Raw genomic sequence first — 13,433 nt, forward strand, 5'->3', positions numbered from 1 at the left:
CCGCCCGCCGAGTCGTTGCCTGCGCGATCCGGTCGGTCGACAATCGGCGCCTCGTCGGACTGGTCCGAGAGGGGCGCTGCATGGAGATCCGCGTCCTGGGACCGGTCGAGGTGGTCGTCGGGGGGCAGGCCCGGCCGCTTCCCGGCGGTGGGGAGCGGGAGCTGCTCGCGCTGCTGGCACTGTCCGCCGGCCGGGTGGTCGCCTCCTCCGCACTGGTGGACGCGTCGTGGGGTGAGCTGCTGCCGGCGAACCCGACGAACGCGCTGCAGGTACGGGTGTCCAGACTGCGCCGGGCGTTGGCGGGCACCGGCGCGGCGGTCGTCACCCGGCCGCCGGGCTACCTGCTCGATGCCGACCGGTCGCGGGTCGACGCGCTGCGCTTCACCGACCAGGTGGCCGCCGCCCGGGCCGCCAGCGATCCGTCGGCCGCCGCGGCGCTGTACCGGGACGCGCTGGCGCTGTGGCGCGGTCCGGCGCTGGGCGAGTTCGCCGGCACCGGATGGGCCGGCTCGGAGGCGGCCCGCCTGACCGACCTGCAGCTGGCGGCGCACGAGGAACTGATCGACCTGGACCTGGCGGCGGGCCGGCACGTCGAGGTGCTGGCCGAGCTCGAACGGCTGACCGCCGCCCATCCGCTGCGCGAGCGGCTGCACGCCCGGCTGATGCTCGCGCTCTACCGCGCCGGCCGCCAGGCCGACGCGCTGGCGGCCTACCAGCGGGCCCGGGGCGTGCTCGATGCCGAGCTCGGTCTGCTGCCGGGGGCGGAGCTGCGCGAGCTGGAGTCGGCGATCCTGCAGCAGCGGCCCGACCTGACCGCCCCGACCCGGACACCGGTCGTGCGCGCGCCGGACCCGGTCGCCGCGGACGTGCCGGCGCCCGCGTCGGCGTCCGCGTCGGTGCCGGGGAGCCTGCCGCGGCGGCTGACGTCGTTCCTGGGCCGGGAGGCCGACCTGGACGGGGTCGGCCGGCTGCTGCGGACCCGTGGGCTGGTCACGATCACCGGTCCCGGCGGGGTGGGGAAGACGAGCCTGGCGTCGGAGGCGGCCCGCGCGGCCGCGGACGGCTTCGGCGACGGTGTCGGGTTCGTCCGGCTGGCCGGCGTCAGCGACCCGGCGCAGGTGCCCGGCGCGGTGCTGGCCGCACTCGAGGTCCGGGACGAGGCGACCGCGACGGCCGACGCCCGGCTGGTCGGTCACCTGCGCGACCGCGCCGTGCTGCTGGTGCTCGACAACTGCGAGCACCTCGCCGACGCCTGCGCGCTGCTGGCCGAGCGGCTGCTGGAGTCCTGCCCCCAGGTGCGGCTGCTGGCCACCAGCCGCGAGCCGCTGGCCGCCCGCGGCGAGGTCCAGTACGCCCTCGACCCGCTCCCGGTGCCCACCGGCACGCCGGCCGGCGGCGAGGTGGCGGCGAGCACCGCGGTACGGCTGTTCGTCGACCGGGCGCGCGCGGTGCTGCCGGGCTTCACCCTCGACGAGGGCAACACGGCCGCCATCGTCGAGGTGTGCCGGCACCTGGACGGGATCCCGCTGGCGCTCGAGCTCGCTGCCGCCCGGGTGGCGGCCCTCCCGGTCGACGAGCTGGCCAGGCGCATGGGCGACCGCTTCGCGCTGCTCACCACCGGCCCCCGCACCGCCGAGGCCCGCCAGCGCACGTTGCGGGCGACGGTCGAGTGGAGCCACCAGCTGCTCAGCGAGCCCGAGCGGGTGCTGCTGCGCCGGCTGTCGGTGTTCCGCGGCCGGTGGACGCTGGAGGCCGCGCAGGCCGTCGGGGCGGGTGGGTCCCTTCCCCCGGCGGCGGTCGTGGACCTCGTCGGCCGGCTGGTCGACCGGTCCCTGGTCGTCGTCGACCGCGCCGGGCGGTCCCCGGGCGAGGAGACCCCGGGCGACCGGACCCCGGACGACCGGACCCCCGGGGTGCGGTACCACCTGCTCGAGACCATCCGGGAGTACGCCGCCGAGCGGCTGGCGGAGTCCGGCGAGGCGGACGCGGCCGCCCGGGCGCACGTCGGCCACCTCACCGGCCTGGCCGAGCGCGCCGAGGCCGAGCTGCGCGGCGACGGGCAGGCGCGCTGGCTGCCGCGGCTGGCCGCCGAGCGCGACGACCTGGACGCCGCCCTGGCCTGGTGCACCGAGCACGCGGCGACCGAGCCGGACGCGGGACTGCGCCTGGTGGCGCCGCTGGGCTGGTACTGGTACTTCGCGACCCGCCCCGACGGCGGCCGCCGGATGGCGGCGATGCTGTCCGCCGCCGCGGGCGGCTCCCCGGAGGCGCGGGCGCGGGCGCTGCAGGCGCTGGCGGTCGCCGCCCGGCCGGGGGCGTGCATCGTGCACCCGGACGCCGGGTGCGCCGCGGCAGCCGCGCAGAGCCGGGCACTGTTCGCCGACCTGGACGACGAGTTCCGCACGGCGCTGTCGGACACGCTGCTGGCCGTCGAGGGCATCGGCGCCGACCGCCCCGCCGAGGCCACCGCCCTGCTGGAGCGCGCCGACCGCCAGTTCGGCCGGGCCGGTGACGCGTGGTGCACGGCGCTGGTCCAGTTCGTGCGGATGGAACTGCTGGCCGCCGCCGGCGACCTGAGCGAGGCCCGCGCCGTCGGCGCCCGGGCGCTGGCCGCGTTCCGGGCGCTGGGCGACCAGTGGGGTGTGTCGGCCGTCCAGTTCCACCTCGGCACGGCCCTGCACCGCGCCGGCCGACTGGAGGAGGCCCTGGCGATGTACGAGGGCGCGCGGGCCAGCGGCGAGGTGGCCGGCCCGGCCAACACCCTGCAGTACGCCCTGGCCGGCGCCGGCCACGTCACCCTGCTGCTCGGGGACGCCGACCGCGCCGCTGCGCTGTTCGCCGACTCGCACGCCGTCGCTCGCGGGCTCGGCGCCGAGGGCAATCCCCGGGCCGCCGTCGGTGAAGGACTGCTCGCCCGTGAGCGCGGCGATCCCGCCGCCGCGCGGGAGCGCCTCACGGCCGCGCAGCACCTGCTGGCCGGGCTGAACGAGAAGCCGGAGTGGACCGCCGCCGCCCTGGTCGGGCTGGGCCACCTCGCCGACGCCGAGGGCGACGGCGACGGCGCCGAGTTCTCCTTCCGCCGAGCGTGGCAGACCGCGCCCGGGCACGCCGCCGCCCTCGAGGGGCTCGCCGGTGTCGCCGCTGCCCGTGGTGACGCCGCCGCGGCGGCCGGGCTGCTGGGGGCGGCGGCGTCCTGGCGGCGACGCTCGCACCGGCCCGCGTCCCGGCTGGAGGAGGCCGATGCCACCCGGGCCGAGCAGCGTGCCCGCGCGGTCCTGGACGAGGGCGGGTACTCCGCGGCGTTCGCCGCCGGCGCGGCCCGGCCGGAGACCGTGCTCGACGCAGCGCGCGTGCACGCCTGACGACCGTCCCGTCTGCTCGACGGTGCGGCCGGCGGATGGGCGGTCAGGAGCTGCGGACCGGCGCGACGGTGGAGACCACGGACGGCGCGCGGGACGAGCCGGACGCCCCCAGCCGCCCCCGGGTCGCGACCAGCACGACCAGGCCGACGACGGCGAGGGCCAGCAGGTGCAGCACACCGACGAGGGAGGCGTCCGGGTACAGCCGCGGCAGGAAGCCGGTACCGAAGCCGCTGCCGCCGCCCGCGCCGTTGGCGGCCGCGTGCAGGAGGGCGACGGCGAACAGGCTGCCGGTGCGGTTGTAGGTCCAGCCCATGACCGCGCGGATGGGGACGTTGACCGCGACGAAGAACAGCATCAGCACGACGGCGACCGCGACGGAGTCGCCGATGACCAGGACGACGTGCTGCAGCGCGAACAGCGGCGCGGTCAGCGCGGCCGCGCGCATCGGTGTGCTGCGGGCCTGCAGCCGGGACTGGACGAAGCCCGTCCAGGCGACCTCCTCGGCCCAGTTGTTGGGCACGAGAGCCACCACGGTCTGCACCAGCAGACCCGACACCAGCGCCGTACCGACCGATGCGGCGCCCGTCGCCGCCGTCGGCGCGCCGAGGACGGCGAACGCCAGCGCGGTGGACAGCGCCGGCACGGCGGCCAGGGCCAGGACGTACCAGCGGACCGAGACCCACACGGCCGACGAACGGCGCCACAGGTCGCGGACCCCCGCGGGGCCGTCGACGACCCAGGTGATCACGACGGCCGGCAGCAGCAGGCCGACGAGGGTGCTGGCGACGACGAACACCTGCGGGGGCAGGTCGACGCCGTACCCGCGGGCGACCGACGGGGTGAACACCAGCGCCTGACCCACGGTGAAGAACCAGGCCAGGAACGCGGTGAGCGGCCGGCGGCGGACGAGCCCGGCCACCCCGGTGCTCGTGTCGCGGGCCCGGGGCATCGGGAATGGGTGCGCCGGGGTCTGCTGCGTGTCGGCCATGACGGCTCCTCCAGGACGAGGACCCGCACCGAGCGTGGAGCTCGGGAGCGGCGGTGCGGCGTCCTCGACGCTGCTGCGCGCCCCTGTCCCGTCCCTGTCGGGGCGCTGACCGCACCCGACAGCCGCTGACGGGGAGGAGGGGCCGTCCTCCTCGTCAGCGCGCTGCTGAGATCACCCGAGGTGCGTGACCGTCGGCGTCGCCTGCCGGCCGGTGGACGCGGACGGCGCACCTCGGGGACGGCGACCGGGGTCCACGGGCGGTCACCGCTCCGACCAGACGCCGAGCTCGTTGCCCGACGGGTCGGCGAAGTGTAAGCGGCGCCCGCCGGGGAACGCGTACGGCTCCTCGACGACCGTCCCACCCGCACGCCGCACCGCGGCCACGGACGCGTCCAGGTCGGCCGAGAACAGCAGGACCAGCGGTCCGCCGGGACGCACCTCGTCGCCGCGTCGCAGGCCGCCCACCTCCCCGGCGTCGTCGCGGGGGTCGCGGATGCCGGAGTACTCCGGCCCGTAGGAGGTGAACCGCCACCCGAACGCCTCGCCGTAGAAGCGCTCGGCCGCGGGGAGGTCGGTCACGGTCAGCTCGACGTAGTCGATGGCGTGGTGCCGGTGCGCGGGGTCCTCGGCCATGGCGAGATCCTCCCGCCGACGGAGCCGCCGGGGGAACGGGTCACCGGCCGGAGACGGCGACCCGCAGGCCCAGCCCCACGAGGACCGTGCCGCTGACGCCCTCCAGCCACGTGCGCACCCGCGGACGGCGGAACCAGGCCCCGGCGCGCGCCACCCCGGCCGCCAGCGACAGGTACAGCACCGTCTCCAGCGCCACCTGCACGAGCGCGAGCACCGCGGTGGTGGCGAACAGCGGCCGGTCCGCGGGCACGAACTGCGGATAGAAGGCGATCATGAACACTGCCGCCTTGGGGTTGGCCAGCTGCACGGCGACGCCCTCGCCGAAGCCGGCCCACCCGCCCCGGCGGGACACGGGGAGGGCAGCCGCCCCGGACCGGCCGGCGCGCCGCTCGCGCCAGGCCGCGCGCAGCGCCTGGACGCCCAGCCAGCACAGGACTCCGGCACCCACGACCCGCAGGACGAGGAAGGCCGCCTCGGAGGCGGCGACCAGACCGGCGAAGCCCGCCGCGGCCAGCAGCGCCCAGGTGTAGAGCCCGAGCTCCAGGCCCAGGACCGTCGGGACGGCGGTCCGGAAGCCGCCGAGCGCGGCGCGGCGCAGGATCAGGGCCACCGCCGGCCCCGGGGACGCCGCGATCAGCAGGACGGCGACCAGGAACGCCGGCAGCGAGGGGATCGCGTCCACGCCGCGCATGGTGGCACCGGGCCGGCGGGCGGTCGACCGCGTTCCCGGCCGGCGAGGGCGTCAGCGCAGCACGGCGTCGAGGAAGGTCCCCACCCGCGCCAGCAGATCCGCGGCGCGCTCCTCGCCCACCTGGGCCGGGTCCCGCTCGCGCAGCCACGGCGGGATCTCGGTGCGCGCCCGGGTGGCGCAGCCGAGGTCGGCGCACACGTAGGTGCCCACGGTGTCGCCGTTGCGGCCTGCTCCCCCGGCCCGCCGCGCGGTGAACAGCGAGACGGCGTCGCCGGAGTGCGTGGACTGGCAGAGCAGGCACATGACCGTGCGGCGGGCCGACATCCGGGTGTCGGCCGCCCGCAGCGCCACGCCCACCGGCCGGCCCTCCCGCTGGACGACGAGGTAGCCGCGCAGGGGCGCCTTCGGGTCGCGCCAGCCGAGCACCTCGAGCTCCCCCCACGGCAGGTCGGCGAGGTCGCGCGGCAGGGTGGCGGAGTTCGCCTCGCCCTTCGAGCAGTTCACGAAGGAGCGGCGCACCTGCTGCTCGGTCATCGGGTCCACGAGGAGCCAGTGTCCGTTCCGGCACGGAGGCGTCTCAACCGGTTATCCGAGCCGCGTCACCCAGGCCGCCGCCTCCTCGACCGTCGTCACCACCTCGACCCCGGCGGGCAGCGGCGGCCGGCGGACGAGCACCACGGGCAGCCCCAGCCGCCGGGCGGCGGCCAGCTTGGCCTCGGTCATGGCGCCGCCGGAGTCCTTGGTGACGACGACGTCGATGCCGTGCTCCCGCATCAGCGCGGCCTCCTCGTCCACGGTGAACGGGCCGCGGGCCAGCAGCAGCACCGCCCCCGCGGGCAGCGGCCCGTCGGGCGGGTCGACGGCGCGCACCAGCACCCGCCCCGGCAGTGCGGCGAACGCGCCCACGCCCTGCCGGCCGGTGGTGAGGAAGACGGTGCCGGCGTCGTGCACCGCCCGCGCGGCGTCGTCCAGCGAGTCGACGGACGTCCACCGGTCCCCCGGCCCCGGCGTCCAGCCCGGGCGCTGCAGCCGCAGCAGCGGGGTGCCGTGCCGGGCGGCGGCGGCGGCCGCGGAGGCGGTGATCCGGGCGGCGAAGGGATGGGTCGCGTCGACGACGGCGCGCGGCCGGTGCACGGCCAGCCAGTCGGCGAGCCCGTCGGCGCCGCCGAACCCGCCGACGCGCACCCCGCCCTCCGGCAGCACCGGGTCGGCCACCCGCCCGGCGAGGCTGGACAGGACGTCGACGCCCGCGGCCACCAGCGCCGCGGCCAGCCGCCGGGCCTCCCCCGTGCCGCCCAGCACGAGCACCTGCCCGCTCAAGCCGCGCCGCCGGGGATCATGGGGCCGTGAGCAGGGACGGCGCCTCCGGTCTGCGGCACGGCTGGACCACCGGCGCGTGCGCGACGGCGGCCACCACCGCGGCCTACACCGCGCTGCTCACCGGCGAGTTCCCCGACCCCGTGACCATCGACCTGCCGAACGACCGGCACCCGTCCTTCGCGCTGTCCCGCGAGGGCCTCGACGGGGGCGGCGCCTGGGCGGGCGTGGTGAAGGACGCCGGCGACGACCCCGACGTCACCCACGGCGCCCTGGTCAGCGTGCGGGTGACGCACGGGGAGCCGGGCGGCGGCGTGGTCTTCCGGGCCGGCGAGGGCGTGGGCACGGTGACCAAGCCCGGGCTGCCGCTGGCGGTGGGCGAGCCGGCGATCAACCCGATGCCCCGGCAGTTCATCCGCGAGCACGTCGCGGCGGTGGCGCGGCGGCACGGCGGCAGCGGCGACGTCGTCGTCGAGGTGTCCATCGAGGACGGCGCGGAGCTCGCCCGGAAGACCTGGAACCCGCGGTTGGGGATCCTCGGCGGGCTGTCGGTGCTCGGCACGACCGGTGTCGTCGTCCCGTACTCCTGCTCGTCGTGGATCGACTCGATCCGCCGCGGCATCGACGTCGCGCGGGCCGCCGGGCACCGCCACGTGGCCGGGTGCACCGGCTCGACCAGCGAGCGGACGGTGCAGCAGCTCCACGGCCTGCCCGAGGACGCGCTGCTCGACATGGGCGACTTCGCCGGCGCGGTGCTCAAGTACCTGCGCCGCCACCCGGTGCCGCGGCTGACCGTGGCCGGCGGCATCGGCAAGCTGGCCAAGCTCGCCGACGGCCACCTCGACCTGCACTCGGGCCGCTCGCAGGTGTCCTTCGACTCGCTGGCCGCGCGGGTGGCCGCCGCCGGGGGCTCCCCGGACCTGGTCGAGGGCGTGCGGAGCGCGAACACCGCCCTCGACGCGCTGCGGCAGTGCCAGGCGGCCGCGCTGCCGCTGGGCGACCTCGTGGCCGCGGGCGCCCGCGAGACGGCGCGCGGCGTGTTGCTCGGCGCACCGGTGGCGGTCGACGTCGTGGTGATCGACCGCGCGGGGACGATCGTCGGGACGGCCCCGCTGTAGGGGCCCGCCGCGAGCGTGCGAGCGGTGGGGGGCAGCGGGGTCCCTCACCGGCATCGGGTCGTCGAGTAGAGGTGGCTGTCCGGGAACTCCCCGGCGCTCAGCACCGGGCCCACGATCACCACCGCCGTCCGCTTCACGCCTGCCGCCTCGACCTGCGCGGCGATGTCGGCGAGCGTGCCGCGCAGCACCAGCTCGTCGTCGCGGCTGGCCCGGGCGACGACGGCGACCGGGCCGTCGGGGCCGTAGTGCTCGGCCAGCTGCGGAGCGAGCTCGGCCATCCGCTGCACGGCCAGGTGCAGCACGAGCGTGGCGCCGGTGGCGGCGTAGGCGGCGAGCTCCTCCCCCGGCGGCATCGGCGTCGACCGGGCCGACGTGCGCGTGAGGACGACGGTCTGCCCGACGCCGGGCACGGTCAGCTCGCGCTTGAGCGACGCGGCCGCCGCCGCGAACGCCGGCACCCCCGGGACGACGTCGTAGGGCACGCCCGCGGCGTCGAGGCGGCGCATCTGCTCGGCCATCGCGCTGTAGACGCTCGGGTCGCCGGAGTGCAGCCGGGCGACGTCGAGGCCCGCCTCGTGCGCGGCGACGAGCTCGGCGGTGATCGCGTCGAGGTCGAGGTCGGCGGTGTCGACCAGCCGGGCGCCGGGCGGGGCGGTGTCGAGCAGCTCCCGCGGCACCAGCGCCCCGGCGTACAGGCAGACCGGGGCGCTCGCGATGATCCGCGCCGCGCGCAGCGTGACCAGGTCGGCGGCGCCCGGGCCCGCCCCGATGAAGTGCACCGTCATGGCAGGGCCTTCGTAGCGCTGATGGCTGCTCACCACCGGGTCACCGACCAGATCGTCACCGGCATCGCGGGCTTCCAGCCGGTGAACGAGCCGACCGGCTCGGCGCGGGAGACCTCGACCCGCACCAGGTCGCCGCCCACCCGCGCGTGCCACTGCGCGAGCACCGCCTCGCTCTCCACCGTGACCGCGTTGGCCACGAGGCGCCCCCCCACCGGGAGGGCGTCCCAGCACGTGTCGACCAGCAGCGGCGTGGTCAGCCCGCCGCCGATGAACACCGCGTCGGGCGCCCCGAGCCTCGACAGCACGTCCGGCGCGTGCCCGTGCACCACGCGCAGGTAGGGGACGCCGAGCCGGGCGGCGTTGCGGGCGATCCGTCCGGCCCGCTCGGCGGAGGCCTCCACCGCGACGGCGCGGCAGGTGGGGTGCGCCCGCATCCACTCGATGCCGATCGACCCGGAGCCGGCGCCGACGTCCCACAGCAGCTGCCCGGGCACCGCGGTCAGCCGCGCCAGCGTCACGGCGCGGACCTCGGACCTCGTCAGCTGCCCGTCGGACTCGTAGGCGCCGTCGGGCAGGCCGGGCGTGGTGGGCAGCGGCATGGTGCCGCGGTCGGCCCGGCACTCGACGGCGGTGACCACCAGCGCGGGCGCCGGCTGCGACCAGGTGGCGGCGGTGCCGGTGCGCACCTCCTCGTCGGGGCCGCCCAGCCCGCCGAGCACGGTGACCAGGCTCTGCCCGTAGCCGCGGCCGGCCAGGAGCGCGGCCACCTGCGCCGGCGTCCCGCCGTCGGAGCCGAGCACCAGCAGCCGCCGGCCGGGCTGCACGTGCGGGTGCAGCAGCTCGATCGGCCGGCCCACCAGGGTGACCACCTCGGTGTCCTCGACCGCCCAGCCGAGCCGCGCGCAGGCCAGCGAGACCGACGACGGCGCCGGCAGCACCCGCACCCGGTCCGCGCCGAGCAGCCGGGTCAGCGTGGTGCCGATGCCCGACAGCATCGGGTCGCCGCTGGCCAGCACCACCAGCGCGCGCCCGGCGTGCTCCTCGACCAGCCCGGGCACCGCCTCGGTCAGCGGCGAGGGCCAGGGCACCCGCTCGGCGGACACCCCGTCGGGCACCAGGTCCAGCTGCCGGGCGCTGCCCAGCAGCACCTCGGCCCGCTCGACCTCCGCCCGCGAGGTGGGCGCGAGGCCCTCCCAGCCGTCCGCGCCGATCCCGACGACGACGACCGGCGCGGCCGGGGCCGCCTCCACGGCCTCCTCCACCGTTCCGCTCATGCGGGCAGCTCTCCCTCGGGGCCCGCGGCCTCGGCGAGCAGCCGCTCGCGCAGCTCCTCCGGCAGCCGGTCCACGTAGACGACGCCGTCGAGGTGGTCCACCTCGTGCTGCAGGCAGCGCGCCGCCATGCCGGTGGCCTCGATGCGCACCGCCTTCCCCTTCACGTCGACGCCGTCGACCCGGGCGCGGAAGGCGCGCGCGAGGTCGGCGTAGGGGCCGGGCACCGAGAGGCAGCCCTCCTCGGTGACCTCCTCGGCCGGCTCGCCGTCGACCGGCGGCAGGAGCGTCAGCTGCGGGTTGACCACGTACCCGACGACGTCCGCGCCCTCGGCGTCGGGGCAGTCGATGACGAACACCCGCGCGTCGACGCCGATCTGGTTGGCCGCCAGGCCCACACCGTCGGCCTCGCGCATCGAGGCGAACATGTCGAGCACCAGGCGGCGCAGCCGCTCGTCGAAGTCGGTGACCGGCGCGCACGGCCGGTGCAGCACCTGGTTGCTGCCGTACGTGACGATCGGCCGGGCGACGCCGTCGTAACGGCCGGGCAGACGCATGGCCGCGATCCTAGGAAGCGCCCTCGGCAGGATGGACGGCGTGCTGCGCCGACGGGACGTCCCCACCGCCCTGGGCCTGGCGCTCGGCGCGGGCGCCGACCTGCTGCTCGCCGACCCGCGCCGCCGCCACCCCGTCGCCGGGTTCGGCACGGTCGCCGCGGCGCTGGAGCGGCGGGTCTGGCAGGACTCCCGGGCGGTCGGGGCCGGCCACGCGGCGGTCCTCGTGGCCGGCGCGGCGGGTCTGGGGGCGGCTGTGGACCGCGCCACCCGCGACCGGCCGGCCGCGCGGCGCACCCTCGCCGTGGCGGCCGGGACCTGGGCGGTGCTCGGCGGCACCTCGCTCGGCCGCGCGGCCACGGCGATGGCCGGGGCGCTGGACGGCGGCGACCTGGCCGCGGCCCGCGCGCTGCTGCCCACCCTCGCCGGGCGGGACCCGTCCACCCTGGACGCCGGCGAGCTGGCCCGGGCCACCGTGGAGTCGGTCGCGGAGAACACCTCCGACGCCGCCGTCGCGCCGCTGGTGTGGGGCGCGCTCGCCGGGCTGCCCGGCCTGCTCGGCTACCGCGCCGTCAACACCCTCGACGCGATGGTCGGCCACCGGTCCCCGCGGTACGCCCGGTTCGGCTGGGCGGCCGCCCGCACCGACGACGTCGCCAACTGGCTGCCCGCCCGGCTCACCGCGGCGCTGACCGTGGTCTGCGCGCCGCTGGCCGGGGGCTCGGCGCGCGGCGCGCTGCGGGTGTGGCGCCGCGACGGCGCCGCCCACCCCAGCCCGAACGCCGGCCGCTGCGAGGCCGCGGCGGCCGGCGCCCTGGGGCTGCGGCTGGGCGGGCGCAACGTCTACGGCAGCAGGGTGGAGGACCGGCCGGTGCTCGGCGACGGCCGGGCGCCCGACAGCAGCGACGTCGCCCGCGCGGTGCGGTTGTCGCGCGCGGTGTGGCTCGCCGCCGCGGCCCTCGCCGCGGGGAGCAGGCTGGCCCGGCGCGGCTGAGGACGGGTCCGCGGGCCGTGCCGGTGCAGGACGCCGCGCGGCGCGGGGAGCACCGGGAAGCCGGACGGGTCGACCCGGAGGTGGCTGGCCGGCGGGTCGGCCGGGCCGCGGCCACCGCGGACGGCGACCACGAGGGTGGCCACCGCGAGCCCGGCCGTGGCCAGCAGGAGGAGCAGGACGAGGACGGCAGCAGGAGTCATGACAGGGACAGTGGCACCATCCGCCCTGGACGGGAGCGGTCCAATCCGGCACGGTGGCCTGCATGCCACTCCACCCTGACCAGTCCAACGCCGCCGAGCTGGCCGGACTGGTGGGTCCACTCGGGAACCTGCCGGGCCCGCGCTACGCCGCACTGGCCCGCCGCGTCCGTGAGCTGGCCGCCGTCGGGCAGCTCCCGCCGGGCACCCGGCTGCCGGCCGAGCGCGACCTCGCCGCCGCCCTCGCCGTCAGCCGGGTGACCGTCGCCTCGGCCTACCGGCTGCTGCGGGAGCAGGGGCACGCCCGCACGCGGCACGGCGCCGGCACCGTCGTCGAGGCGCCCGGCACCGAGCCGGTGTGGACCACCCCCAGCACCGACCCGGCGATCCTCGAACTGGCCCACGCCGCCCCCGAGGCCGCGCCGCAGCTCCTGCCGGCCTACCGCGAGGCCCTGGACCGGCTGCCCGCGGTGGCCGCCGGCCACGGGTACGCGCCCGGCGGCCTGCCGGAGCTGCGCGAGGCGATCGCCGACCGCTACACCGCCCGCGGCCTGCCCACCGACCCCGAGCAGGTCGTCGTCACCGCCGGCACCGGCGACGCCACCGCGCTGGCGATCGAGACGCTGCTGCAGCCCGGCGACCGCGTGCTGGTCGAGCACCCCACCTACCCGGGGGCCGTGGCCATGGTCACCGCGGCCGGCGGCCGCTGCGTCCCGGTCGCCGTGGACGCCGGGGACCCCGACGCGATGGTCCGGGCGGCCTCCGTCGCGGTCCGGCAGAGCAGCCCGCGGATGGCCTTCCTCATGCCCGACTTCTCCAACCCCAGCGGCGCCCGGCTGTCCGCTGCCGGACGCCGCCGCCTCGCCGCGACGTTGTGGCAGCAGGGCGTGCTGACCGTCGTCGACGAGGTCGCCGCGGAGCTGTACCTCGACGACGGGCCGCTGCCGCCCTACGCCGCGGGGCTGCCCGACGCCGCCACGGTGACCGTCGGCGGCCTGTCGAAGGCCGTGTGGGGCGGGCTGCGGGTCGGCTGGCTGCGGACCGACGGCGCGCTGGCCGCCTCGCTGGGCGCCGCGCTGGGCCGGCGCCAGCTCTCCGTCGGGCTGCTCGACCAGCTCGCCGCCGCCGTCCTCGTGCGGGACCTGGACGCGGTGCTCGAGAGCCGGCGCGCGCTGCTGCGCGAGCGGCGCGACGTGCTGCTCGCCGAGCTCGCCGCGCGCCTGCCGGCGTGGACCGCGCCGCGCCCGCGCGGCGGGCTCTCGGTGTGGTGCGCCCTGCCCCCGGGGAGCAGCTCGGCGGCCCTGGTCGCGGCCGCCGCGCCGCTCGGGATGGTGCTCGCCGAGGGCCGCGCCTTCGGCACCGGGACGGCCTTCGACGACCACCTCCGCGTGCCCTTCACGCTCCCGGCCGCCGACCTGCGCACCGCCGTCGCCGGCCTCGCCGCCGTCGACGCCGCCCTGCGCAGCGGCCCGCCGGTGCGCTCCCCCGCGCGGCCGGTGACGGTCGTCTGAGCGGCCTCCGGG

At 78.1% G+C, this 13,433-nt stretch carries 12 protein-coding genes; 4 read left to right on the top strand and 8 right to left on the bottom strand.

Annotated features, from left to right (window positions below; all coding sequences use genetic code 11):
• Nucleotides 1-80 precede the first annotated feature (80 nt).
• On the top strand, nt 81-3,362 hold the full coding sequence (locus HLV61_RS21935; protein ID WP_369259337.1) for an AfsR/SARP family transcriptional regulator: 3,282 nt from the start codon (nt 81-83) through the stop codon (nt 3,360-3,362).
• Nucleotides 3,363-3,405: 43 nt separating this feature from the next.
• Here the strand turns inward: HLV61_RS21935 and HLV61_RS21940 are convergent, their stop codons facing one another.
• From HLV61_RS21940 to HLV61_RS21960, 5 genes are all read right to left on the bottom strand, one after another.
• Nucleotides 3,406-4,350 carry a CPBP family intramembrane glutamic endopeptidase gene (locus HLV61_RS21940; protein WP_369259339.1) on the bottom strand — a complete coding sequence of 315 codons (945 nt, stop codon included), beginning with the start codon at nt 4,348-4,350 and terminating at the stop codon, nt 3,406-3,408.
• A 261-nt stretch (nt 4,351-4,611) separates the two neighbouring features.
• The gene (locus HLV61_RS21945) at nt 4,612-4,983 is read right to left on the bottom strand and encodes a VOC family protein (RefSeq protein WP_369259341.1); all 372 of its coding nucleotides are present in this window, start codon (nt 4,981-4,983) and stop codon (nt 4,612-4,614) included.
• 40 nt (nt 4,984-5,023) lie between these two features.
• Nucleotides 5,024-5,665, bottom strand: coding sequence for a LysE family translocator (locus HLV61_RS21950; RefSeq protein WP_369259343.1), 642 nt, complete (start codon nt 5,663-5,665; stop codon nt 5,024-5,026).
• A gap of 60 nt (nt 5,666-5,725) precedes the next feature.
• Nucleotides 5,726-6,208: an FBP domain-containing protein gene (locus HLV61_RS21955; protein ID WP_369259442.1), complete on the bottom strand. Its 483-nt coding sequence runs from the start codon at nt 6,206-6,208 to the stop codon at nt 5,726-5,728.
• A 51-nt stretch (nt 6,209-6,259) separates the two neighbouring features.
• A complete protein-coding gene (locus HLV61_RS21960) occupies nt 6,260-6,994 on the bottom strand; it encodes a cobalt-precorrin-6A reductase (RefSeq protein WP_369259345.1) in 735 nt (244 codons plus the stop codon).
• Between the two features lie 26 nt (nt 6,995-7,020).
• Between HLV61_RS21960 and HLV61_RS21965 the strand changes: the two genes are divergently transcribed.
• Nucleotides 7,021-8,109 (top strand): cobalt-precorrin-5B (C(1))-methyltransferase, encoded by a 1,089-nt coding sequence (locus HLV61_RS21965; RefSeq protein WP_369259347.1) that lies wholly within the window; start codon nt 7,021-7,023, stop codon nt 8,107-8,109.
• A gap of 44 nt (nt 8,110-8,153) precedes the next feature.
• Here the strand turns inward: HLV61_RS21965 and cobM are convergent, their stop codons facing one another.
• The 3 genes from cobM to def are packed head-to-tail and all read right to left on the bottom strand — an operon-like array spanning nt 8,154 to nt 10,722.
• Nucleotides 8,154-8,894, bottom strand: a complete 741-nt coding sequence (gene cobM / locus HLV61_RS21970; RefSeq protein ID WP_369259349.1) for a precorrin-4 C(11)-methyltransferase — start codon at nt 8,892-8,894, stop codon at nt 8,154-8,156.
• A 29-nt stretch (nt 8,895-8,923) separates the two neighbouring features.
• Nucleotides 8,924-10,168 (bottom strand): precorrin-6y C5,15-methyltransferase (decarboxylating) subunit CbiE, encoded by a 1,245-nt coding sequence (gene cbiE / locus HLV61_RS21975; protein ID WP_369259351.1) that lies wholly within the window; start codon nt 10,166-10,168, stop codon nt 8,924-8,926.
• Nucleotides 10,165-10,722: a peptide deformylase gene (gene def / locus HLV61_RS21980; protein WP_369259353.1), complete on the bottom strand. Its 558-nt coding sequence runs from the start codon at nt 10,720-10,722 to the stop codon at nt 10,165-10,167. The genes cbiE and def overlap by 4 nt, the downstream gene beginning before the upstream one ends.
• 40 nt (nt 10,723-10,762) lie before the next feature.
• On the opposite strand from def, the gene HLV61_RS21985 reads away from it, so the two are divergent.
• A complete protein-coding gene (locus HLV61_RS21985) occupies nt 10,763-11,713 on the top strand; it encodes a cobalamin biosynthesis protein (protein WP_440285280.1) in 951 nt (316 codons plus the stop codon).
• A gap of 262 nt (nt 11,714-11,975) precedes the next feature.
• Nucleotides 11,976-13,421: a MocR-like transcription factor YczR gene (yczR, locus tag HLV61_RS21990; RefSeq protein WP_369259357.1), complete on the top strand. Its 1,446-nt coding sequence runs from the start codon at nt 11,976-11,978 to the stop codon at nt 13,419-13,421.
• Nucleotides 13,422-13,433: the final 12 nt, after the last annotated feature.

The organism is Geodermatophilus amargosae (assembly GCF_041028265.1).
In the GTDB taxonomy this organism is placed as follows: domain Bacteria; phylum Actinomycetota; class Actinomycetes; order Mycobacteriales; family Geodermatophilaceae; genus Geodermatophilus; species Geodermatophilus amargosae_A.